The 23242-nt window shown below is 62.9% G+C and carries 23 protein-coding genes; 11 read left to right on the forward strand and 12 right to left on the reverse strand.

Annotation, left to right across the window (positions count from 1 at the left end; translation table 11 throughout):
* Positions 1–403: 403 nt before the first annotated feature.
* The 7 genes from cas2 to AiwAL_RS10850 all read right to left on the reverse strand — a co-directional run bounded on the left by cas2 (position 404) and on the right by AiwAL_RS10850 (position 8406).
* The gene (gene cas2, locus AiwAL_RS10820) at positions 404–694 is read right to left on the reverse strand and encodes a CRISPR-associated endonuclease Cas2 (protein ID WP_235704336.1); all 291 of its coding nucleotides are present in this window, start codon (positions 692–694) and stop codon (positions 404–406) included.
* Between the two features lie 5 nt (positions 695–699).
* Positions 700–1734 (reverse strand): type I-C CRISPR-associated endonuclease Cas1c, encoded by a 1035-nt coding sequence (cas1c, locus tag AiwAL_RS10825; protein ID WP_235704337.1) that lies wholly within the window; start codon positions 1732–1734, stop codon positions 700–702.
* Positions 1735–1736: 2 nt separating this feature from the next.
* Positions 1737–2372 carry a CRISPR-associated protein Cas4 gene (gene cas4, locus AiwAL_RS10830; protein ID WP_235704338.1) on the reverse strand — a complete coding sequence of 212 codons (636 nt, stop codon included), beginning with the start codon at positions 2370–2372 and terminating at the stop codon, positions 1737–1739.
* Complete coding sequence (cas7c, locus tag AiwAL_RS10835) at positions 2369–3334, reverse strand: type I-C CRISPR-associated protein Cas7/Csd2 (protein ID WP_235704339.1); 966 nt, start codon at positions 3332–3334, stop codon at positions 2369–2371. Before cas7c ends, cas4 begins: the two co-directional genes overlap by 4 nt.
* A complete protein-coding gene (gene cas8c, locus AiwAL_RS10840) occupies positions 3331–5079 on the reverse strand; it encodes a type I-C CRISPR-associated protein Cas8c/Csd1 (protein WP_235704340.1) in 1749 nt (582 codons plus the stop codon). The genes cas7c and cas8c overlap by 4 nt, the downstream gene beginning before the upstream one ends.
* The gene (gene cas5c / locus AiwAL_RS10845) at positions 5076–5756 is read right to left on the reverse strand and encodes a type I-C CRISPR-associated protein Cas5c (RefSeq protein ID WP_235704341.1); all 681 of its coding nucleotides are present in this window, start codon (positions 5754–5756) and stop codon (positions 5076–5078) included. The genes cas8c and cas5c overlap by 4 nt, the downstream gene beginning before the upstream one ends.
* Positions 5757–6153: 397 nt before the next feature.
* On the reverse strand, positions 6154–8406 hold the full coding sequence (locus tag AiwAL_RS10850) for a CRISPR-associated endonuclease Cas3'' (protein ID WP_262312680.1): 2253 nt from the start codon (positions 8404–8406) through the stop codon (positions 6154–6156).
* Between the two features lie 372 nt (positions 8407–8778).
* Here AiwAL_RS10850 and AiwAL_RS10855 point away from each other — a divergent pair, with 372 nt between their 5' ends.
* From AiwAL_RS10855 to AiwAL_RS10875, 5 genes are all read left to right on the forward strand, one after another.
* Positions 8779–8985, forward strand: coding sequence for a hypothetical protein (locus tag AiwAL_RS10855; RefSeq protein WP_235704343.1), 207 nt, complete (start codon positions 8779–8781; stop codon positions 8983–8985).
* A 539-nt stretch (positions 8986–9524) separates the two neighbouring features.
* Positions 9525–9767 (forward strand): type II toxin-antitoxin system VapB family antitoxin, encoded by a 243-nt coding sequence (locus AiwAL_RS10860; protein WP_235704344.1) that lies wholly within the window; start codon positions 9525–9527, stop codon positions 9765–9767.
* Complete coding sequence (locus AiwAL_RS10865) at positions 9767–10156, forward strand: type II toxin-antitoxin system VapC family toxin (RefSeq protein WP_235704345.1); 390 nt, start codon at positions 9767–9769, stop codon at positions 10154–10156. Before AiwAL_RS10860 ends, AiwAL_RS10865 begins: the two co-directional genes overlap by 1 nt.
* Before the next feature lie 270 nt (positions 10157–10426).
* Positions 10427–12106, forward strand: a complete 1680-nt coding sequence (gene ettA / locus AiwAL_RS10870) for an energy-dependent translational throttle protein EttA (protein ID WP_262312681.1) — start codon at positions 10427–10429, stop codon at positions 12104–12106.
* A 312-nt stretch (positions 12107–12418) separates the two neighbouring features.
* Positions 12419–12955, forward strand: coding sequence for a GNAT family N-acetyltransferase (locus AiwAL_RS10875; protein ID WP_235704347.1), 537 nt, complete (start codon positions 12419–12421; stop codon positions 12953–12955).
* Here AiwAL_RS10875 and AiwAL_RS10880 read toward each other — a convergent pair.
* The 3 genes from AiwAL_RS10880 to AiwAL_RS10890 all read right to left on the reverse strand — a co-directional run bounded on the left by AiwAL_RS10880 (position 12946) and on the right by AiwAL_RS10890 (position 14982).
* On the reverse strand, positions 12946–13770 hold the full coding sequence (locus AiwAL_RS10880; RefSeq protein WP_262312682.1) for an MBL fold metallo-hydrolase: 825 nt from the start codon (positions 13768–13770) through the stop codon (positions 12946–12948). The genes AiwAL_RS10875 and AiwAL_RS10880 overlap by 10 nt on opposite strands.
* An 8-nt stretch (positions 13771–13778) precedes the next feature.
* A complete protein-coding gene (locus tag AiwAL_RS10885; protein ID WP_235704349.1) occupies positions 13779–13940 on the reverse strand; it encodes a hypothetical protein in 162 nt (53 codons plus the stop codon).
* Between the two features lie 139 nt (positions 13941–14079).
* The gene (locus AiwAL_RS10890; RefSeq protein WP_235704350.1) at positions 14080–14982 is read right to left on the reverse strand and encodes a hypothetical protein; all 903 of its coding nucleotides are present in this window, start codon (positions 14980–14982) and stop codon (positions 14080–14082) included.
* Positions 14983–15027: 45 nt separating this feature from the next.
* Between AiwAL_RS10890 and pcp the strand changes: the two genes are divergently transcribed.
* On the forward strand, positions 15028–15666 hold the full coding sequence (gene pcp / locus AiwAL_RS10895) for a pyroglutamyl-peptidase I (RefSeq protein WP_235704351.1): 639 nt from the start codon (positions 15028–15030) through the stop codon (positions 15664–15666).
* Positions 15667–16005: 339 nt separating this feature from the next.
* Here pcp and AiwAL_RS10900 read toward each other — a convergent pair whose 3' ends face one another.
* Together AiwAL_RS10900 and trxB are read right to left on the reverse strand one after the other, a co-directional pair.
* Complete coding sequence (locus AiwAL_RS10900; RefSeq protein WP_235704405.1) at positions 16006–16893, reverse strand: LysR family transcriptional regulator; 888 nt, start codon at positions 16891–16893, stop codon at positions 16006–16008.
* A 76-nt stretch (positions 16894–16969) separates the two neighbouring features.
* Positions 16970–17944: a thioredoxin-disulfide reductase gene (trxB, locus tag AiwAL_RS10905; protein ID WP_235704352.1), complete on the reverse strand. Its 975-nt coding sequence runs from the start codon at positions 17942–17944 to the stop codon at positions 16970–16972.
* 177 nt (positions 17945–18121) lie between these two features.
* Here trxB and AiwAL_RS10910 point away from each other — a divergent pair, with 177 nt between their 5' ends.
* The 5 genes from AiwAL_RS10910 (at position 18122) to AiwAL_RS10930 (ending at position 23176) form a co-directional block, all read left to right on the forward strand.
* A complete protein-coding gene (locus AiwAL_RS10910; protein WP_235704353.1) occupies positions 18122–18646 on the forward strand; it encodes an Lrp/AsnC family transcriptional regulator in 525 nt (174 codons plus the stop codon).
* Positions 18647–18662: 16 nt separating this feature from the next.
* Positions 18663–19625 (forward strand): cytochrome c oxidase assembly protein, encoded by a 963-nt coding sequence (locus tag AiwAL_RS10915; protein ID WP_235704354.1) that lies wholly within the window; start codon positions 18663–18665, stop codon positions 19623–19625.
* 93 nt (positions 19626–19718) lie between these two features.
* On the forward strand, positions 19719–20576 hold the full coding sequence (locus AiwAL_RS10920) for a protein-L-isoaspartate O-methyltransferase (RefSeq protein ID WP_235704355.1): 858 nt from the start codon (positions 19719–19721) through the stop codon (positions 20574–20576).
* A 141-nt stretch (positions 20577–20717) separates the two neighbouring features.
* Positions 20718–21698: a sugar-binding transcriptional regulator gene (locus AiwAL_RS10925; RefSeq protein WP_235704356.1), complete on the forward strand. Its 981-nt coding sequence runs from the start codon at positions 20718–20720 to the stop codon at positions 21696–21698.
* A 41-nt stretch (positions 21699–21739) separates the two neighbouring features.
* Entirely contained in the window at positions 21740–23176 is a 1437-nt protein-coding gene (locus AiwAL_RS10930) for an ABC transporter substrate-binding protein (protein WP_235704357.1), read from the forward strand.
* The last annotated feature ends 66 nt before the right edge of the window (positions 23177–23242 follow it).

A 23242-nucleotide genomic window follows, 5' to 3' on the forward strand; every position in this document is an offset into this window, starting at 1 on the left:
GATCCACGCCCCCGCGCGGGGGGCGACCGGATCACCGCGACGGCGATTGCCGGATGGTCGTGTTTCGATCCACGCCCCCGCGCGGGGGGCGACTCGTGATCATCGGCAGGCCGCCGGAATAGCTGATGTTTCGATCCACGCCCCCGCGCGGGGGGCGACCTTCTGATTCCTCTTGTGCTGACGGGGTGCGCTGGGTTTCGATCCACGCCCCCGCGCGGGGGGCGACGGCCTTGTTGTATCCGCAGAACTGCGCTTCGTCATCATTACCATTTGCGCGAACCTGGCCAATACAACCGGCGCACGGCGCCCGTAACCGGCGCCGCTAAAATATCCTATTCATTTGTCAAAGAATTTTACTCCGCGAACCCGCCCGGAAAATGCCGCTCGCTACAGGTTCGCGCGGCTAAAACAGCAGCGGGCCTTCCAGGTCCAAGTCAGGTTTCGCACCCACATGCTCCACGCGCCGCCGCCCCTCGGCGCCAAGCCGGTAAAAGCGCAAGCTATCCTCCGCCGGCAGGATTTCGGCAATCAGCCGGGTGCGCAACGCCACCCATTGCGCCGGGTCCACCTCGCACTCAAACACCGAGTTCTGCACGCGCTGGCCGTAGTCAAGACAGGCACGCGCCACCCGGCGCAGGCGCCGCCGGTCCGCTACGGTCGTCGTGCCAACATCATATGTAATGAGCATCAACATCGCCGCTATTTCCAGATGAACGCCGGGTAGCCATCCATATCGCCGCGCAGATGCCGTGCCAGCAGCTGGGCCTGGATGTGAGGAACCAGGCCCAGCGTAACCTTCTCGTTTAAAAATGGGTGGACGAGTTCATCCTTCTTGCGTTCTTGGTAGGCTACCAGCACGGTTTTGCGGGCCTCATCCGTCAACCGCACGGCGCCACCATCTTCAAAGACAAAATCCTTCGGCGTAAGCTGACGGCGATTGATGAGGCTGAGCACCAAGCGGTCCGCCAGGACAGGGCGGAATTCCTCCATCAAATCCAGGGCGAGGCTTGCCCGGCCAGGGCGATCAGCGTGAAGAAACCCCACCTGCGGGTCCAGCCCCACGCCCTCCAGCGCCGATCGGCAATCATGCCCCAACATCGCGTACAGAAACGAGAGCAGCGCATTCACGGCGTCCAATGGCGGGCGGCGGGTGCGCACCGAGAATGAAAAATCGCTGCTGCGGATGAGGTGATTGAAGACACTGAAGTACACCTGCGCGGCCTCGCCCTCCAATCCGCGCAACAGAGCGACGCCGTCATTTTGCAGTGCTCGCCGGGCAACATCCGAAAGCCGCGCCTCGGCGCCCGTCAGCGCCTCGCAGGCTTCAGACGCAAGCGTTTCACCATGATCTCGCAGCGCCCGGCGAACAACGGCGCGCTGGTTGGCCGTCTTGGCCGCGACGATTCCCTGTACAATGGAAACCCCGCGCGCCGGGTCGTCCGCCAAGCGATATTGGCCCCGGCGAAGCAGAACATTGCCGCTGCGCACCCCTTCCAAACGGGCCAGGAAGCGGCCATTCGGATCGAGCAACGACACGCAGATGCCCGCTTCGGCACAAGCCGCCAGCGCCGCCGGAGATGCACCAGCCCGCCCGAAGCAAATCAACCCCGAGAGCATGTGCAGCGGCGCGCGGCCCAGTTCCTGTCCCTTCGCCTCCACCACCAGATTTTCGCCGTCCTTGCGGACCCAGGCGTTCTCCGTGGTCACATAGATGGTGTTGAGATGCCGCCGCATGACTACCGCCCTATTTGCCGTACAAGCCAAGCCGTGATGCGGGGCGGCGTTTGCAAGGCCTCCGGCGCGCACAAATCATGCAGCGAGCAGTTCGCACAGCTTGGCTTGTACACAGGCGGCGGCGTCTGACCGGACGCCAACAGGGCACGGGTTTGCCGGGCGATTTCCTGCGTCAGAGCGCGAAGCGTGTTATCGAAGGCAACTTCAATACGCCGCCGCGTGGCGCCGTAGAACAAGGCCCCTTGTGGCACGGCGCAGTCAAACATCTCCTCCAGGCAGATCGCCTGCGCGCAAAGCTGCACCTCGTCAGCCCGGTGCGCCTTCGGCCGGCCACGCTTGTACTCCACCGGATAAGGCTGGCCGCCGTGCATCTCCACCACGTCCGCTTTGCCCGCCACGCCCAGCGAAAAGGAGCGCAACGTGAGTGAACGCAGGATTTTAACGCCCTGGCGCCGCTCCGGCGGCCCCGTATCGGCGCGCTGGTGCAGAGCGCGCCCTTCCGCCGTCGCCGAATCCTCGGCCCAAAGCCGCTCCACGTGGATGAGCGCGCATTGCCTCGGGCAAAACAGAAAATGCTGCAAAGCCGAGAGCGGTATCAGCGCCTCTTCCTGCGCCTCCGTTCCCGGCTTCAGGCTCACCGGTCGATCAACTCCACGCCAGCGGGCAGGTTGTCGCGGTCCACACGAATTTCATAGTCATCGAAGCTGCGGGCCGGCGGCCAGTTGTCTGTGGCATCGTCGCCAATCGCGTGGGTGGCCCCTTTGTAGCGGCGCAGCGTGGTGACCCGCCCGAACAGTTCGTGCGAAGGGGCATTGCCCAGAGCGGATTGATGCCGGAAGATGAACAGCTTGCGCTTTACCATCTCGCCACGCGCGGCGGAGCGGTCATGCTCGAACATGTTCTGGTCCAGCGCCTCGAACAACACATCCAGGTCTTCTTGCGTAAAACCCGTGCCCTTGGTGTCGTGTGAGGCGAGAGGCGCGGAGACATAGCCATGCACCCGATACAACCCGTAGGGGATGATGTGCTTGCGGCCCATGGTGCGCTTGTCACCGCGCTTCTCGTCATCGCCTTCGGTGAACTCTTTCTTTTCCTTCTCGCTGGTCGCCGCCATACGGGTGATGGAGATTTCCAGCGGCAACACTGGTTCCACGGACTCCGCGAAGCTCAACTGTACGGGACCGCGCACCTGGCCGCAATTAATGCCGGTGGAGAGCACGCCGCCGAAGGCGCGAATGTCGAAGAAATTTCCGCACATGAATTTGCGCAGCTTCAGCGCATCATCATCGTTCTTCGGCGAAAGCTTCGTTGCCGTTTTCACCTCCTTGTAATCAGGGCATTCCGCAATATAGGCCTCGCGGTGCTTCTCGTTCAGCACCGCACCCTCCGTAACATAAATGCGGTAGCGCGGCTGGTTCTCCCGGCTCAGCTCCACCCAGTTACGGATTTTGCGCTTCAGGCACACATCCGTAACCAAGCCCCTGCTGGTCTCTGGATCCAGACGCGGCATGTTGCCAGCGTCCGGATCACCATTCGGGTTGCCATTGGTCACGTCGAAAAACAGCACGAAGTCGTGCCGCTGTGTCAGGGGCGTGCTCATTTATTGTCTCCCTCTTCCTGTTGCGCGGCTTCGCTCTGACTACGTGGTGCCCGCTCATGGTAATAGCCGACAGCGAAACGTCCTTGCGCTTCCAAAGTCAGCGTTTTCGGGAGAGCCGGATCAAGATGCGAAAAAATTTCTTCCAGACGCCGCTCGATCCACCAACCTTTGTTGCGCTTTTGCGCGTCTGAAATGTGATTGCGGGCGTTACGCAATAGCGGACCAAACACACGCGCCGGTGTGGCTGAAGCCGCGCCGTAATATCTGTCAGCAATGGAGGCATTCACCTTACCTAACGCCTCTTTTTGCGCGCCAACCAACACGGCGAATAGCCGCCCTAATTGATACGCTTGATCGCGGGACTCCGGGTTGAGGGCCACGGGCAGCTTCTCCTTTTCCGAAACACTTTGGTTAATACAGGCTTTGATGACGGCGGCGTGCCAACCGGAGAGCGAATCGCCCGCACGCAAGCGCATGATGACGGCGGTAAGCAGCGTGCGTGGATAGGGGTGCCCGGCCAGAACGGCCCTGGCCGTCTCCCCGGCCAGCAGCGGCGGCACGTTCTCGGGTTTTTCCTGCAAGGCCGTTGTACGGACAAGCAAGTAACGGATGGACGGCGGACGGTTCCACGGCGCCGGTTCGATATTTAGTGCCTCAAAATGTTTAGCCAGACGCGCAAAGAAGTTGCCGAACGTATCCACCAGCCAGAAGCGCACGGCGAGCCGCGCCGCGTTGGGGGCAAGGCCCAGGATGTAAAAGCGCGTGCCCGATTGTAGACCCGGAAATGCACTCGGCGGGCGCCCCGCGCGAATGTCCACCAAGGCATCGCGCAGTTTAGTCGCCTCGGATGGATCGTCCGGTGGCTCCATGCCCATTGCCATCGCCATTTCGGCAGCGGCGGCGGCTTCCTCGCCAAATCCCTGAGCATCCGCCCAGAAGGCGATGGTGGTGTCGCCGATCTTAAGCCGGTTGCTACTGCCACGGTCCAGTAGCCGGTTCAGCGCCGTACCGTAACGGAACGCCGCCTGCACCGAGGTTGGCGCGTTGGCGCCACTATCCGCGCTGTAGGAAGTGAAAGCATCTGCGTTGTACGAAACGAGCCGCGCTCCGGAACTCTGCGCACCGTCCACCCCTTGGATCGCCGGGTGTAGCCGTTCGATTGGTCTTTCCTCACCCGTCACCAAGCAGATGCCGGTTTTCCAAACCTCTCCCGGCTCTTCGATCAGCCGCTGCGCCGCCGGGCGCTCATGCAGATATTCAAGCTTTCCGCCAGTCAACCCAAACACGACATTCCTGTCGAGCATATCGGGCAAAAAGCGCGCGTCTCCCTCAAAATCTTCCGGCTTCCACGTGTTGAGAAATGCCAGCAACGCACAAAGGCCTGCATCGTCCGAACCCACCAGGCGCTCGCGGTGCAAGCGAACGAATTCAGCGTGCTCCTTTTCAAAGAAACGGATCGCTTTCTTATCCTTGTCGCGCCCGACGCCCAGCGTGTAAGCGGTTTTGTCCCACAAGAAATTGCTGGAAATACCAGAGGTCCGAATGACCTCCTGCGGCACGGAAAGCCTGCGCGGTTGTGGCTTCTTGCCGCTGTAGTCGTTCAAGTCATCGACCTTTGCAATGCTTCCATCCGGGTTCAACCACACGCAAACCTCGATGGACTTGCGCGAATACCCCGGCGGCTCGGCATCCCCCCGCTCCGCCATGCGAACATAGTAATGGTTAAGCGCCTGTAGAACGGTCATGCCGTCAGCCCCTCAGCCACCAGTTTAGCAACGTTCAGCACGCCATCCTCAAGCCGGCCACGGAAAAAACGGGAGGTGTTGTCCTTGGCAAAGTCGATGTCGTGCAACATCCAGCCCAGGTCGCGGTTACGGTCCGCCTCCGGTAGCTCATTGACTGGTAGCAATGCACCTTCCGGGACCAAAGCGAAATTTGCGGCGAATTCCCGCGTGCCCAGGCAAGGGCGATGAAAACATTGCCCCGTCTCCGCGCGCCGGTTGAACATGGAGATGTGCTTGGCCTCGGTGTCTTCCGGGCCGGCCTTATCTGTGAGGGTGAAATGCGCTTCAATAACGTAGGCCACATGGCGCAGCAGCGTGGTGGAGCGCTGCGTGCCGTGTGGCGCTCCAGCAGAAAGGGACAACCCCTTGAGGTCGCCGCGCTTCATTGCGCTGCGCGCCGTCGATTCGGAGATTTTGTTGTTCACTTCGTTGCGGCGGATGGTCTGAAAGCGGATCGGCTTCAGCACATGAATCCGGTCCACCTGCCAAAGGATGGCGGGCTTCCAGTGAATCGCCTCCAGAATCCCCCGCGCGGCGGAGGGCGTCATCACGTCATAGGAGACGCGCTCAACCTTCATCTCTGGGCGCGTGAAGCAGGCATAATCGCCCCAGACATGCAAACGGACGCCATAACTCATGATTGGACGCTCCGAATCGCTCTACTTGTAAGGGAATTGTTGACGGAATTTTACCAAACTTCAATCCCGACGCTTTGGTCCTGGTAAATTCTTTGTTGGCAGTGCCCGTTGAGCGAAGAGAAAATTGCCCCCGACATTTCTGTCAGGGGCTTTTGCGCGTCAGTTGCAAACGAGATTAACACGTTTCGATCCACAGGCGGTCTCACGCCGCCCGACTATTATGGGCTCAATTTCGACTTCGAGATGAAACGCGCCAATACTTAACCTGATTGTCAGCTTTTGACGTCGACGCATTTGCCCAGCCTCCTTTTGGCCAGGAAGCCTGTTTGCCACATGCGCGGAACCGGGTCAATGTTCTTGCAAAGGAAATCAACACGAAGATTATATTGGACGGATGTTAAAGAACATTCTCCTCCGCTCCTCGCTCCCATGGATCATCCAGACTCAGCCCACTTACCTCGTCATAAAGACCTGCACTTTCCACCACCATAAACCGCTCGTCATAAGCATCTGGCCGCACTGGCTGGATGCCCCCGCTCTTGCGCAGCCCCTGCCACACGTCCTCGGGCACCGGCACGGTATATTGCTGAAGCTTCTGCAGCGTGCCGCGCGGCGGCACCGGGGCATGACGCAATGCTTCCAGCGCCTCTCCGGCGCCGCCGCGCCAATTCACGATCACGTTGCGCATCCTGTCATCAATCAACCGGAACGCTTCGGCAATGCTGGCGAAGGGAAAGTCCGCACCGCTCTCAGCCACGGCGCGCAGCACGCCTGGGAACTCTCCTACCGTGAGTGCATCCAGCTGGTCTGGCCCCTTATTGAAGTAAAGCTCCTGGAAATAGCCTTGTACCGCTTCCAGCCCCAGTGGGTCCGGCATCTTCAGCGGCCCCTCGGCGGCCTGAGAAAATGCACGGAAGGCGCGGGGCGTCTTGTGGTCAGCCGGCTCAAACACCACCACCCGGCCCTTCTCCGGCAACTTCCCTTCCCTATTGCACCGCCCCGCCGCTTGCGCGATTGAGTCCAGCCCCGCTTTCGCGCGCCAGACCTCGGCGAAGTCAACGTCCACTCCGGCCTCAATCAGGCTGGTCGCCACCAGACGCACCGGGCGCGAATTCGCCAGGTCGTCACGAATTTGCACCAGCACTTCGCGCCGATGGGCGGCACACATCAGCGTCGTCAAATGCCGCGCGCTTGGCAGAGCGGCAATCAACCCAAACAGCGCCTTGGCATGGGCGCGGGTATTCACGATGCACAGCATCCGGTCCTGTTTCACGAACCGGGCGGCAATTTCAGCATCCGTTACCGGCGCCGGCAAAACCTCAACCCGAACGCGCTTCAGGGCTGCAAACAAGGCTTCGGGGTCAGGGGCCAACTCACGCTCCGGGCCGATGTCAAACCCGAGTTGCCGCTTGTCTTTCATGCGTGGCAAGGCATTATCCTGGCGCCGCCAAGCGGGCTGCGTGGCCGTACACAACACCACGCTGGCGCCGTAATTCAGCGTCAACTCCTCCAATGCCGCGAGACAGGGCCGCAGCACGGGTAAAGGCAATGTCTGGGCTTCGTCCAGCACGATCACGCTGCGCGCGATGTTGTGCAGTTTGCGGCAGGCGGAAGGCCGTGCGGCAAACAGGCTCTCGAAGAACTGCACCGCCGTGGTCACGATGACCGGCTCCGCCCAATTCTCCGTCGCATTACGGAGTTTCTTAACCCCATCCGGGTCGGCCTCCTCTTTCGCCTTGTTTCCGTCAAAACCGCTATGGTGCTCCAGCACGTCCGCATCGCCCAGGGCGTTCTTGAAGACCTGTGCCGTCTGTTCGATGATCGAGGTGTAGGGGGCAACGTAGATAACCCGCCGCAACCCGTGCTTCGCCGCGTGCTCCAGCGCAAAAGAGAGAGACGCCAGGGTTTTGCCGCCGCCGGTGGGGACCGTCATGGTAAAAAGACCAGGGGCTAAGGCGGCGCTCTCACGGGCACGGGACAGAATTTGGTTGCGAAGCCTGTTCAACTCTCTGGCCTTCTCTGTGGCTTTCGCCTGGGCAAATTTCGCCATGAAGTCCGCAAGGCGGGCGTGCAGATCAGGAGTGGCGGCGAAACCATCCCGCGTTTTGGCGGCGGCGGGATCATAGAAGGCCTCCGTGGCGAGAAAATCCGCGTCCACCAGGCAAGAAAACAGCATCCGCACAAAGAAGGACTGCGTGAAATACTTCTCCGGGTTTCGCCGGTTTGCATCCTTACCCCAGTCAGGCAGCGCCAGCGAGGGGAGCGAGCCAGTATAGGCTTCCCACCCCGTGTATTTCTCCAGCTTCTTTCGCAGCCGCTCGTTCAGGGATTTGCCGTCCGCAAGACCGGCATGGTGCCCCGCCACGGCAAAGGCCAGAAAGCGCCCTAACGGCCCAAATTGCTGTACCGCTTCCACAGCGCCCGCAGTGCTATGGTCGGGGCTGACGCCCCTGCCACGGATATAGGACTGGTAGGCGTCCGACGCCTTGCCGATGTCGTGTAACAACCCAGAAGCTTCCCCCCAGTTTGCCAATTTGAGCGGCTCGCCGAAATCGTGTGTCATTTTGGCGACTTCCCGCAAGTGATCTCCCAGCGGTTCCCAGCAGGTTTCATCGGTTGTTCTCGGTACGGAGTGGGCAAAGCGGAACACGCCAAAAGCCTACCATTCAACCATTGGTGGCGGAAGCTTTTGAGCGACGGCGGCGCTGCGGCGGTTTGAGTTTTGCCATCCCTACGATATTTTACGGGGGGCAAGCCCCTGGTTGCACTTTTACCTTGGCGCTGCGCAATAATGACCGCAATGGTAGCTTCCGGGACAATATGGCGCTAATGACCAGTTACAGGGCCAGTTACTGTTTGCCCCTCGCGCTAACCTTGGAGGTTTTGACGCATGTTGAACCGGCCACCGCCGCATACGGAGGCTGAGATTCAAGCTCTGGTGGATGAGTTCGCGGCCTCGTACGAGCCGGGGGTGACAATCCTGACGGCGTGGTTCCGGCTGCAAGCGCCTCGGATAAATGGGTTGCTGGACGCACATTGGAAATGGGCGGAAATCGCCGCGATTCTGACGCGTGCGGGGGTGATTTACGGCACGGGCAAACCCTGGACGGTGGAGGTTCTGACGGCGACCTATCATCGGGCCAAGAAGCCACTCAAATCGTCAAAGCCCCGTTGGCCTGCCGCGAGTGACATGCCGGCTTCGCCGAATGAGCCCTCGAAATCCTCGTAAAACAGCTTTCAAATGGTTGGATATGGAGAAGGTGCAAAACCTGAAACTACCCATCTATCTACTCGGATAACTGCCTATATAACTCACGCTATAACTACCTATATTACTGCATATGAAACTGCCAATATAACTACCTAAGTAACTGGGTAATACCGGCCGTTAGGTGTGGTATTGGGTTATGTTTCTACAACAGACCAAGGAATGCAAGCGCATGCTGCGATATTGCAATGACGCCGCCGATCGCGCCACCGCGTCATTCACCTCCCTTCTGATCTTGATTCTCCCTGCATGTGCTCGGCTGTGCAAGGCCGCTCGCCGTGCTCGCCCGTCGGGCTGCGCGCGTCTGCGCGCCGTCCGCGGCGGTGGCCGCTGCGCGTCCATCCTTTGACGGCCTGCGCGCATTGCGGGTTATTGTTCCCAGGGACGGGACAAGGAACGGGGGTTTGCCGGTCCGAACAAAGAACGGCTGTTGCTGCCATGACAAATGTGCCATTATATGGTACAAATAGAATAATTACGTTTGAATTGGGACCGCCGCTATGAATCTACAAATACGAGACCCTCGTGCGCGCGAGCTTGCCAGACGAATTGCGCAGCGCCGCCACATCTCCATGACCGAGGCTGTTGTTGAGGCCCTGGAAGCGGAATACCGGCGCGTGGCCGCTCGGCAATCTCTCGCAGAGCGTTTAGGTGCTATCGCGGACGAACTTGCCGCTTTGGCCAAGCCAGGCGGGCGGGATATGACGAAGGACGAGATCGACGCGATGTGGGGTCATCCCTGATGTTCATCGACACGTCGGTCATCGTCGCGATCCTTTCCAAGGAGCCCGATGCAACCGAATTTGCGAACAAGATCGAGGCGGCGGAGTGCTGCACATCGGCTTTGGTTATTCTGGAAGCTGCCATGAGGCTTTCAACAAAACTGGGGATTGATCCGGTTGAGGTGGAACAGCGGATTCAGGCTCTCTTGGACGAGGCCAGAATCAGGCTCGCACCGATGGATGCGAGAACAGCCAGCTTGGCGGTGAAAGCTTTTGCCGATTATGGAAAAGGCAGGGGCCATCCCGCCCAGCTCAACTTGGCAGACTGTCTCTCTTATGCTTGCGCCAAGGCGCAAAACATCCCGCTCCTCTACAAAGGGAAGGACTTTTCGCACACTGATTTGGGGTAAGCGTTACCTATCCTCACCCCGCGATGGCCCGATCTGCCCCGGCAGCAAGGAGAAAGATCAAGCCCTGTAACTGGTGCCAGAATTATGCGAATACCGGCGCCATGTGGACCCAAACCCCAAATTCGCCCGTTGGCTGGCCTGTAACCGGAGCGCCCAGAGCCCGAGTGGCGGCACATGAAACAGCCCAATACCTGAGATCATTGCGATTTCGACCTGCACAGATTCTACACAGGCCGAAAAACGCTAAAATTATTTAAGGAAATCAACATCATGCCCAGCTATCAATACGTCTACGTGATGAAAGACCTCACCAAAGCCTTCCCCGGCGGGCGCGAGGTGTTCAAGGGAATCACCCTGTCCTTCCTGCCCGGCGTGAAAATCGGCGTGCTCGGCGTCAATGGCGCGGGCAAATCCACCCTGCTCAAAATCATGGCCGGGATCGAAAAGGAGTTCGGCGGCGAAGCCTGGGCCGCCGAGGGGGCCACCATCGGCTATCTGTCGCAGGAACCGCATCTCGACGCCGGCTTGACGGTGGGAGAAAACGTCGCGCTCGCCTTCGCCGAACTACGCGCGGCGATCGCCCGGTTCAACGCGATCTCGGAAGAATTCGCCGAGCCGATGGACGACGCCAGGATGAACGCCTTGCTCGCCGAGCAGGCGGAATTGCAGGAGAAAATCGACGCCAAGGACGGCTGGGAACTCGACCGGCGGATCGATATCGCGCTCGACGCGCTGCGCTGCCCGTCGGCCGAAAGCGCGGTCACCAATCTTTCGGGCGGCGAGCGCAGGCGGGTGGCCTTGTGCCGGCTGCTGCTGGAAAAGCCCGATCTGCTGCTACTCGACGAACCGACCAACCATCTCGACGCCGAATCGGTCGCCTGGCTGGAAAAAACCCTGCGCAACTATGCCGGCACCGTGATCGTGGTGACCCATGACCGGTATTTTCTCGAAAACGTCACCAACTGGATTCTCGAACTCGAACGCGGCCGCGGCTATCCGTTCGAGGGCAATTACACCTCCTGGCTGGAGCAGAAGCAGAAGCGGCTGGCGCAGGAAGAGAAAGAGGAATCCGCCCGCCAGCGCGCGCTCAAGGAAGAGCGCGAATGGATCGGCGCGTCGCCCAAGGCTCGGCAGGCGAAAAGCCGCGCGCGCATCACCCGCTACGAGGACATGCTGGCGAAATCGCAGGAGCAGGTATCGGGCGTCGCCGATATCGTCATCCCGCCCGGCCCGCGCCTGGGCGGCACCGTCATCGAGGCGGAAGCCCTGCGCAAGGGCTTCGGCAACAACCTGCTGATCGACGGCGTGTCGTTCAAGCTGCCGCCGGGCGGCATCGTCGGCGTGATCGGCCCGAACGGCGCGGGCAAGACCACGCTGTTCAAGATGATCACCGGCGCCGACCACCCGGATTCCGGCACGTTCAAGGTCGGCGATACCGTCCGGCTCGGCTATGTCGATCAGTCGCGCGACAGCCTGAACGCCGACAAATCGGTCTGGGAGGAAATCTCGGGCGGCACCGACGTGATCCATCTCGGCAAGCGCGCGGTGCCGTCGCGCGCCTATGTCGGCGCGTTCAACTTCAAGGGCGCCGATCAGCAGAAGAAAGTCGGCATCCTCTCCGGCGGCGAGCGCAACCGCGTGCATCTCGCGAAAATGCTCAAGGGCGAACACAACGTCATTCTGCTGGACGAGCCGACCAACGATCTGGACGTCGATACCCTGCGCGCGCTCGAAGAGGCGCTGATGGAATTCCCCGGCTGCGCCGTCATCATCTCGCACGACCGCTGGTTCCTCGACCGCCTCGCCACCCATATCCTCGCCTTCGAGGGCGACAGCCACGTCGAATGGTTCGAAGGCAACTTCGAGGCCTACGAAGAGGATAAACGCCGCCGCCTCGGGGCCGACGCCACCGAACCCCACCGCATCAAATATCGCCCCCTGACACGGTGACACGCCGATGCGGGGTGTGCATGGGCGCATGGGGCTCCCCCTTCAGGCGCTTTCCATTGGCTTTCGCCAATGGAACCTTGGCGCCTTCCGCCCCATACCCCGCCAGAGGCTCCGCCTCTGGACTCCGCTAAGGGCTAGGCCCTTAGAACCGGGATTTGCGGCTCAGGACAGGCGGGGCCAGAACGTGCTCGTCGTGAGCGTTAGCCCCGCCTGCCCTGAGCCGCAGTTCTGGATTCCAAAGGCTCGGCCTTTGGTGGGGGTTCAGGGGGCAAAGCCCCCTGATGGGGATCAGGGTGAAACCCCGCGCGACCCATGAGCAACCCGGCATGGTGTGTCGCCACGGCCAGGCTGCGGTTGGAGCCGGTGGGGTGGGGGGATTTGGCGGATCTGGTGGCGTTGAAGACCGATCCGCGGGCGTTCGCGATGATGCTGGGCGGGGTGCGGACGCGCGAGCGCGTGGTCGAGGAGTTGGCCGAGGATGTTGCGGCGTGGGGTGCGCTGGGGTTCGGGATTTGGGCGGTGCGGGGGCTGCACACCGGCAATTTCCTGGGGATGACGGGTCTGGCGGAGCGGCCGGATCAGCGCGGGATTGCGCTGCGGTTCGCGTTATGGCCGGAGGTTCGGGGGGCCGGGCTGGCGCGCGAGGCGGCGGGTGCCGCGTTGCGCTATGGCCATGGGCAGGCGGGGCTTGGGCGGATCGTGGCCGTCGCGCGGGCTGACAATTTCGCCTCGCGCACGGTTCTGGGCGCGATCGGCATGGTCGAGTGCGAGGAGTTCGTGCGCGATGCGGTGCCGATGCTGGTGTATGAGAGTGTCGCGGAGCGGAGCGACGCGCAGGGTCAGGGATAGTGGCCGTCGATCGCGGCGAGGTAGCGTGTGGCGGAGCGGCGGAGCGCGGCTTTGGCGTCCTGGGCGATGACGGAATGCCACCAGCCGCCGTAGATCCGCTCGAAATCGTAAGGTTCCAGCGTGGCGGCGATGCGTTCGACCGAAGCGCGGCCGAGCGGAATATAATTCGGATAGCTGCGCAGGAAGCTGACATAGCGCGTGTCGGCGGCCACACTCGCGATATCGGCGGTGAGCAGGACGCCGCGCCCATCCGTGCCGTCGCGCCAGTGCAGCACGGTCGCGCCCTCGAAATGGCCGCCGGTGTTGATCAGGGTGACGCCGTCGAGAATTTCGCTCGTCTCGCCGGACCAGAAGCGGATCGCGGGGTCGGGACGGGCGACCGAAGCGCGGTCGGCGGCATGGACATGGATCGGCGCGTCGCCGAAGGCGCGGCTCCAGTCCACCATGGTCGCGTGGAAATGCGGGTGGGAAATGGCGATCGCCGCGATGCCGCCGAGGGCCGTGACGATGTCGCGCGTAGCGGCGTCGAGCAGGCTGATGCAATCCCACAGGATGTTGCCGTTCGGGGTGCGGACCAGCAGGGCGCGCTGGCCGATCGCGAAATGCGGCTCGGTGCCGATGCCGGTGAGGTTCGGTTCATGGTTTTGAAAGCAATTGCGGTGGCCGTTTGCCAGCGCGTCCATCGTGGTCCAGCGCTGGCCGCCGGTGGGCACGTATTGGCGTGGATCGGCGCAGATCGCGCAGAGGTCCGGCGGCTGGGCCGAGGCGTTCGTCTGCACGCCGCAGGTGGCGCAAATCCAGGCTGGTTCCGGCATCGCGGACATCACTCCTCATTCCCCGGAGCGTCGCGCAGCCGATTGACCAGATCGAGGATGATCGTTTCGTCCGTCTGTTTTGGCAGAAGCGGAATGAAATTGCGCTGCGGGCGGGCGGCATCGCCGGTTCTTTTGGGCACGGGATCGTCCATGGTTCGGGGCGGTTGCATCGGCGCATTCCGCCTCATCTTTCGGTCGGTGTCACCTAAAAAGCTGACACCGTCGTCCGATTTCGCCTTGACCAGTGTGGTGGATTGCATCGGCGCTTTCGCGCCTCGCAATGACGGGGCCGACATTCGGGGTGCGAACTCAGTCGGCGAAAAGGTGTGCGCGCATGAAGGTCAGGTCGTGGGTGCGGGGCGCGTTGGTGCGCTGGTAGGCGGCGAGTCTGCCCGCCACGCGGTGCAGCCGGAGCGCGAGGCCGATATCGACCATTTGCATCCGTTCCCCGAGATCGGTCAGCCAGGCGACGTAGCGGGGGACATGGGCGTCGCACAGCGCGCCGATGGCGCGGGAGGTTGGGTCGGACCAGTTCCAGTGCCTGTCGGCGATGGCTTCGATGCCGCCGAGCTTGGGGCCGTGGAAATGCAGTACGCCGGCGCGCGGGTCGTGCGGCCAGTAGGGTTTTGCGTTCAGGCCGGGATCGAGCCGGTCCCAGTGGCCGCGGAAGGCCTGGTTGAGCGCCACCTGGTCGTCGTAGGTTCGCGCATCGGCCTCCGCGAAGCGGGCGCGCAGTACCGTCTCGAAGGCGGGCTGGCTCGACCGCAGCGCCGCCAGGTTCAGCACCATCACGCCGGAATTGAAGTAGTTCCAGACATCGGGCGCGAATTCGGGGGCGGCGGCGAAGACGCGCGGGCGGATCGCGCCCCAGTCGACCGGGCGGAGGAAGGCGATGTCGCAATCGGTATAGAGGGCGAAATCGGCGTCCCGGTCGATCAGCGGGATGGCGAGGCGCAGCCAGTGGCCGAGCGAATGGGCGCGGAACGCGCCGCGCGCCTCGGCCACGCGCATCGCATCGAGGCAGGGCGGCTCGGCGTCGATGACCGTGACGCCGTGCCGCTCCATCCAGCGGGTGAACTCGTTGCGCGCGCCGTGATAGAGCAGGCGGGGTTCGAGCGTGCCGGCGAGGGCTGCGGAGCGCACCGCAAGCCGGGCATGCAGGCCGGCATCGCCGTCGCTGCCGCCCTCGTCGATCGCGAAATACCAGCGCATCGCCGATTCATCGCATGATCGGGGCGCATCTTCTATAGCTGAGCGATGCGCATTCTGGTCACCGGCTTCGAGCCGTTCGGCGGCGATGCCGTCAATCCCTCGGCGATCCTGGCGGAAACCCTGGCGGCGACGCCGGTTTCAGGGGCGGCGATCGTTTATGCCATCCTGCCCTGCGCCTTCGCGCCGCTGGGGGCAACGCTGAATGCGGCGATCGCGGCCTATCGGCCGGATGTCGTGCTGGGATTCGGGCTGGCGAGCGGGCGGAGCGGGGTTTCGCTCGAACGAGTGGCGATCAATGTGATCGATGCGCGAATCCCGGACAATCTTGGGGCGCAGCCGATCGACGAGCCGGTGATCCCCGGCGGCCCGGCGGCGTATTTTTCCACCCTGCCGATCAAGGCGGCCTGCGCGCTGCTGGGCGAGGCGGGGATTCCCGCCACTGTGTCCCAGACCGCCGGCACCTTCGCCTGCAACGCCGCGTTCTACCTCGCCCGCCACCGCGCCGAGGCGACGGCGATCCGCGCCGGGTTCGTCCATGTGCCGTGCCTGCCGGACATGCCGGATGCGCTGGGCGGCGCGCCGTCGCTCGATCTGCCGAGCCTGCGCGAGGCCGGAATCCTGATCGTCAAAGCGTGTCTTGAATGCAACACAGACCGGCGAATTGCGGGGGGTTCCATCGCATGACGTTGCCCGGTCTGCTTCTCTTGGCTAGACCCGTCATGTCATAGAACAGACATAAAAAAGCCCCGCCGGGGAAACCGGCGGGGTAAGTCAACAGGGAGGCTTCACGTCTGGGAGACGTTGGGATCCGAAGATCCCCATCCGGCCGGTCAGGGCCGGATAGCGGACGGCGCGAACGCCGAATTCCGTGGCCGAACGCTTGGCCTGCTCAACACATATGGCGCCGCAGCAATTATGGAAGGGCGGATTGCGCGAATCCGCCATGAAATTGTCGCATGATCGCGGCAAGGTGAGCGGTGCCCCCGGATTGCCTCGGTTTCGGCTCGCATGCCAGCGGAAAAGCTAGCGCCGGCCGATTTCGCTCACCAGGAAGTCGCGGAACACGCCGACCCGCTTCGAGTTCCGCAATTCCTCCGGGTAGACGAAATACATGTCGATTTTCGGCGTATTCGTGTCGGGCAGGATGCGCACCATGCCGGTCATGTCCTCGGCGAGGTATTCCGGCACCGCGCCGATGCCGAGCCCGCTCTTGATCGCGATCAGCATGGCTTGCAGCGAGTTCACCTCCAGCGCGCCGGAGCGCGGTGCCGCACCCTCGGGCCGGCCGAGAGCGGCGAGCCAGTTGACATCCTGCACCGGCGGCTTGCGGTCGCCGAACAGGATCAGTCGGTGCCGGTCGAGATCCTCGGGCCGTTGCGGCGTTCCGCCCGCGCCGGCGAGATAATCCTCCGCCGCCCAGATCTGCCAGCGGATTTCGCCGAGCGAGCGCTGTACCAGATCGGGCTGACGCGGCGCGTGCATCCTGATCGCGACATCCGCCTCGCGCATCGCAAGGTCGAGATCGGTATCGTCGAGCAGGAGCGTCATGCTCACATCGGGATACTGGTTGAGGAAGGTTTTCAGCCTCGGCGCGAGCCAGGCGACGCCGAAGCTATGGGTGGTGGTGACTTTCAGCCGGCCGGCCGGGCGTTCCTTGCTCTCGGCGAGCAGTGCCTCGGTCATCGCGAGCTTGGCGAACACCTCGCGCACCGTGCGATTGAGCTGCTCGCCCTGTTCGGTCAGGATCAGCCCGCGCGCGTGGCGGTGGAACAGCGGCACCGACAGCGCCTCCTCCAGCGCCGAGATCTGCCGCGATACCGCCGATTGCGACAGGTTCAGCGTGTCGCCCGCATGGGTGAAGCTGCCGGCTTCGGCGACCGCGTGGAACACGCGCAGCTTGTCCCAGTCCATATGATTGCCCGTCACGATCAGCTTCCCTTCCGCGGCCCGATTCGGGGCCGTTGCATTCTTGATAGTTTCATTACTCTCACGCCGCGCGCCGTTCCAGTGCGGCGTGCGCGGCGATGAATTTTTCGGCTTCAAGGGCGGCGATGCAGCCCGAGCCGGCGGCCGTCACCGCCTGGCGGAAAATCCGGTCCTGCACGTCGCCGGCGGCGAACACGCCTGGGACCGAGGTTTTCGTGCTGCCCGGCACGGTGGCGATATAGCCATCCTCGTCCATGTCGAGCTGGCCGCGGAACAAGGCGGTCGCCGGATCATGGCCGATCGCGACGAACACGCCGTCCACCGCGATCTCGCGCGCGGCACCCGACCTGACATTGCGCAGCCGCGCGCCGGTGACCACCGGAGGGGTACCTGCGCCGGTAATGTCCTCGACCGTGTGGTCCCAGACGACCTCGATCTTCGGGTTGGCGAACAGCCGGTCCTGCAGGATTTTTTCGGCGCGCAGCGCGTCGCGCCGATGGATCAGGGTGACGCTTCTGGCATGGTGGGTCAGATAGAGCGCTTCCTCGACCGCGGTATTGCCGCCACCGACCACGGCCACCGCCTTGCCGCGATAGAAAAATCCGTCGCAGGTCGCGCAGGCGGAAACCCCGGCGCCCTGGAAACGCCGCTCGGCGGGCAGGCCGAGCCAGCGCGCCTGCGCCCCGGTGGCGATGACCACGGCGTCGGCCAGATAGAGTGTGCCGGAATCGCCGGTCGCGCGCAGGGGGGGGGCGGAAAAATCGACCGAGGTGATGATGTCGTGCTCGATGGTGGTGCCGACATGGGCGGCCTGCGCCGCCATTTGTTCCATCAGCCATGGGCCCTGGATGACATCGGCGAAGCCGGGATAATTCTCGACATCGGTGGTGATCATGAGCTGGCCGCCCGGCTGCAGCCCGGCCACCAGAACCGGCTTGAGATTGGCCCGCGCCGCATAGATCGCCGCCGTGTAGCCGGCCGGCCCCGCGCCGATGATCAGAACCTGCGTCTCGATCGTTTTATGTGTCTCGGCCATGTCTTTCGCCACCAACCCGAACTGTCTCGATTTTATCATATCGAGGTTGTATCGCGTCGCACAAGGACATTGCGCGGCACCGCTTTCCGCCATTCCGGCGGCAATGATCTTGCGTGCATTCACAGCGGCGCGATATGCAATTATATTGCGTCAATAACCCTGTCCCTGGTGATATCCATGCCGCCTGCCCCGGCCCAGCCGAACCCGACCACGAACTCCAACGCGGCTTCACGCCCCGCCGACCTGCCCCAGCTCGACGATATCGACCGGCGAATTCTGACCGAGTTGCAGGAAAACGGGCGGATGACCAATGTGGAGCTGGCCAGCCGCGCCGGCATTTCGCCGCCGCCCTGCCTGCGCCGGGTGCGCCGGCTGGAGGAGGCCGGGCTGATCAAGGGCTATCACGCCGAGACCGATCCGCAGAAACTCGGCTGGCAGATCCAGTTTTTCGCCATTGTCGGGCTCGACAGCCAGCGCCAGAGCGTGCTGGAGGCGTTCGAGACGATGATTTCCTCCTGGGAGGAGCTGCGCGAGTGCCACATGATCAGAGGCGGCGGCGATTTCCTGATGAAATTCGTCGCGCGCGACGCTGCGCACGAGAATAGGCTGACCGAGCAACTGATTTCGGCCCCCAACGTTTCGCGCGTGCAGACGCTGCAGACCATCCGCACCAACCGCATCCTGGCCGGGGTGCCGATTTAGCCTTATATTTGGCGCCATGGATGACGCGCGCCACGGCTTCGACCGGATTGATTGTTACGCGATCGGGGCGATCCTGATCGCGGGAGCGGCGCTCGACCTCGCGTGCCGGTTCGTGCCCGCCGATCTGCCCTATGCCGCGCCGTTCGTGTTCAACATCCCGGTCTTTGCCTTGTGCTGGCTGTTCGCCTTCTGGTACGGGCGCGGGCTTGCCCGCACGGCGGCGGGCGCGCGCCCGGCCTTGTGGCGGAGCCTGTGCTATTTCGCCGGAATCGTCGCGATCTATGCCGTGGTGCAGACGCGGTTCGAATATGCCGCCCAGCATATGTTCTTCCTCAACCGGCTGCAGCAGATGACGCTCGGCGTGTTCGGGCCGTTCCTGATCGCTTTCGCCTGGCCGCGCGATGTGCTGGCGCGCGGCGTGCCGTCCGAGCTGATTGGCATCGCGGCGTCGAAGCCGGTTCGCGCGCCGCTCGCGGTGCTGCGCCATCCGCTGGTCGCCGCGGTGCTGGCGATCGCGGTGACCGATATCTGGGTGATTCCGTCGGTCGATTTCGTCTCGATGCTCGACCCCACCCTGTATGCGGTCATGAACCTGTCGATGATCGCGACCGGGCTGCTGTTCTGGCTGGTGGTGCTCGACCCGAGGCCGCGCCCGGCCTGCCCCTATTCGTTTTTCGCGCGGATGGCGGCTGGGTTCCTGACGATGTTTCCGCAAATCGCGGTGGCCGGCACGATCGCGCTGTCGCGGACCAGTTTCTACGATTTCTACGAGCTGTGCGGCCGGCTCTATCCCGGCATTTCGCCGATCCACGACCAGTTGCTCGGCGGGATCATCCAGTGGATTCCGCCGGGGATGCTCAATACCGCCGTGCTGTTCGTGCTGCTGCACGCGATTCGCAAGCACGAGGACAGGCAGACGCGGGAGACGGTGATTCCGCCCGGAGCGCGGGTGATCGAAGCGAAGTGGACGGGACGATGAAATTCGCGTGCCGCATCCGAAACACGCCCGCGCGACCGCTTCGACGCGATTATGCGCGGGTGATCGAAGCGAAGTGAACGGGGCGGTGATGTCATGTCTGGCTCCCATGATCGCGCGGAGCTCGATGCCGTAAGGCGCGACTACGCAAAGCGGATGCTGGCGCTGGCCGGCGTTGCCGGCAATTCGCGGCTGGAGGACGCGTTCGGCGCCGTGCCGCGTGAGGATTTCCTAGGCCCGTTTCCATGGCGCGCGTTGGCGGCGGGCGATCTGACGAATGTCTATCAGGATGTCGTCATCCCGCTGGACCCGGAGCGCGGCGTCAATAACGGCAGCCCGGTGCTGCACGCGCTCTGGCTTGATGCGCTGGCGCCGAAGCCAGGCGAGGCGGTCGCGCATCTTGGCGCGGGCACCGGCTATTACACCGCGATTCTCGCGAAACTGGTCGGGCCGGGCGGCCATGTTCAGGCGGTCGAGATCGATCGCCGCCTCGCCGCGCGCGCGCGGGACAATCTGGCGGGATTCGGCAACGTGACCGTCATCGACGGGAACGCCGCCGAATTTCCCGAAGCGGCGACGGACTGCATCTATGTCAATTTCGGGGTCGAGCGGCCGGTGGCGCGCTGGATCGACCGCCTGGCGGCGGGCGGGCGGCTGGTGTTTCCGCTGGGCTATCTGCGGTACGACCCCTCTCCGGGCATCACGGGGGGCGGGTTTCGCATCGAACGGCGCGGCGATGCTTTTGCCGCTTCCTATCTCGGGCCGGCCTATTTCGTCGGCGATGAGTCGGCACCCGAGGAGCCGGACGCCTATCGCAAGCGGCTCAGGGCGGCGTTCAACAATGGCACGGCCGAGCGGATCGGGAGTTTTCGCTGGAAATGCGCGGCACCGCCCGAACGCTGCTGGTTCGGCGATGACGGCTGGGCGTTCGGCTATGAGCCGGTCGCGGGCTGAACGCGCGGTTTTGTGCGCCGCGGCATCGAATTGGGTTGACAGAGCGAGCTTGGCCTGATTATTTCATCATTCAATACAGAAATAATCATTTGCCATCCATGGCAAGCGACCGAGGAAACCGCCAGTGAAAGCCCGCGCGCGATGACGCAGCCATCATCGAAACCCGCCCATGACGATGCCGAACTGGCGACTCGCGCCGCGTGGCTCTATTACGAAGCCTCGCTAACCCAGGCGGAGATCAGCACCGAGTTGCGGGTGCCGCCGGCCAAGGTGCAGCGCCTGATTGCCAGGGCGCTGCGCGACGGGCTGGTGCGGATTCTGATCGAAGGCGATATGGCCGGGTGCATCACGCTCGAACGCGAGCTGATAGCGCGCCACGGGCTCGATTTCTGCCGGGTGGTGCCGGCGCTGCCGGGAGCCAATTTGTTTTCCGGCCTCGGCCGGGCGGCGGCCTCCTATCTGCACGGCGTGTTCGAGAAGCGGCAGCACCGCATCGTGGGCATCGGTCATGGCCGCACGCTCGCGGCGGCGGTGGAGCATCTGCCGCGCATCGATTGTCCTGACCTGACCGTGGTTTCCGTGCTGGGCGGGGTGCCGCGCCGGGTCGGCGCCAACCCGTTCGACGTGGTTCACGCCCTGGCCGAGAAGACCGGCGCTGCCGCCTATTTCCTGCCGGTGCCATTCTACGCCAATGACGAGGGCGACCGCGCGGTTCTGCTGCGCCAGCGCGGCGTTAGCGAGACATTGCGCATCGCCGAGGAGGCGAGCCTGTTCGTGCTCGGCGTCGGCGAGGTGAGGGAAGCCGCGTATCTCTGCGAAAGCGGCATGATCCTGCCTGAGGAAATCGCGCGCGCGCAGCGGGACGGCGCGATCGCCGAAGCGTTCGGCACATTCTACGACCGTGACGGCAAGCCGGTCGCGACCGATCTGCATCACCGGGTGATCGCGGTGGCACCCGAGGCGATGCGCGGACGCGATGTGCTCGCGGTGGCGGGCGGGGCGGAGAAAGCTGCGGCGATACGAGCGATGCTGAAAACCAGCCTGCCGACCGCGCTGATCACCGATGAGATGACGGCGCGGCTTCTCATCGCGCAGCCGAAGACGCGCGAGGCTGCCGACTGAAGCGGCAATATTTTCAACCATAAAACATGACGGGAGTTTACATGAGCGACAAAACCAAGGATGCGGCGAAGGCGTTGCTTGCGGGGGAGATCGACCGGCGCGGCTTTGGCAAGCGGATGGCCAGCCTCGGTATCGGTGCCGCGGCGGCGAATTTCGCGCTGGGTGGCGTGGCGACCGAGGCGCTGGCGGCGGATTTCAACTGGCAGGCGCATAAAGGCAAGACGCTGCGACTGCTGCTCAACAAGCACCCCTATGCCGATGCGATGATTTCCGATCTCGCGCATTTCAAGGCGCTGACCGGAATCGATGTGCAATACGACATCTTTCCCGAGGATGTGTATTTCGACAAGGTGACGGCGGCGCTGTCGTCGCATTCCAACCGCTACGACGTTCTGATGACCGGCGCGTATCAGACCTGGCAGTACGGCCCGGCGCAATGGCTGGTCGATATGAAGCCATACTTGAAGAATCCGGCGAAGACCGCGCCGAATTACGATTTCAATGGCATCATCGCCAATCTGCGCGATTCGGATGCGTGGTCCGGCGTGCCGGGCGAGGCGCTGGGAAGTGCGAACGCCAAGCAATGGGCGGTGCCGCTCGGTTTCGAGCTGTATAATGTGAGTTACAACAAGCGGATTTTCGACAAGCTGAAGATCGAGCCGCCGAAGAACCTGCCGGACATGATCGAGATCGGCACCAAGATTACCAAGGATGCCGGCGGTGCCTATGGCGTCGCGGTGCGCGGCAGCCGGTCCTGGGCGACGATTCATCCTGGTTATCTGTCGGCCTATACCAACTACGGCGCCAGGGATTTCGAGGTGAAAGGCACCAAGCTGACTTCTGCGGTGAATTCGGCGGAATCGAAGGCGATGAACAAGCTCTGGGTCGAGATGATCCAGAAGGCGGGGCCGAAAAACTGGGCGACCTATACCTGGTACGAATGTGCGCAGGATCTCGGCGCGGGCCGTTGCGGCATGATCTACGACGCCAACATCATTGGGTTTTTCGAGAACAGTCCGGGGACCAAGGAATCCGGCCATATCGGCTATGCGGCGTTCGTGCCGAACCCGAAAATGACGCATGCAACCTCGAATGTCTGGATCTGGTCGCTCGCGATGAGTAGTTTTTCGAAAGAGAAGGACGCGGCCTGGTATTTCATCCAATGGGCGAGCGGCAAGAATTTCGGCATTTATGGCGGGGTGAAGAAGAAGCTGGTCGATCCGGTGCGCAACACGACCTGGCACGATGCCGCGTTCAAGGCCCGGCTGGACAAGAATTATCCGGGCTTTTACGAGGCGTTCGAAAAGACCCTGCCGGATGCGAAGATTTATTTCACGCCTCAGCCGCTGTTCTTCAATGTCACGACCGAGTGGGCGGCGATGCTGCAACGCATGGTCGCCGGGCAGGTCACCATCGATGCCGGGCTCGACAAGCTCGCAGCCCATATCGACCGTGAAGTGAAGAGCGCGGGAATCTGAGGTCGTGGCGGCGGCGCGGCGCGAGATCGCTCCCCTCGTGCCGCGCCAACCGCGACTATTCCCAGG

Origin of the sequence: Acidiphilium sp. AL (genome assembly GCF_025499445.1) — a bacterium.
In the GTDB taxonomy this organism is placed as follows: domain Bacteria; phylum Pseudomonadota; class Alphaproteobacteria; order Acetobacterales; family Acetobacteraceae; genus Acidiphilium; species Acidiphilium iwatense.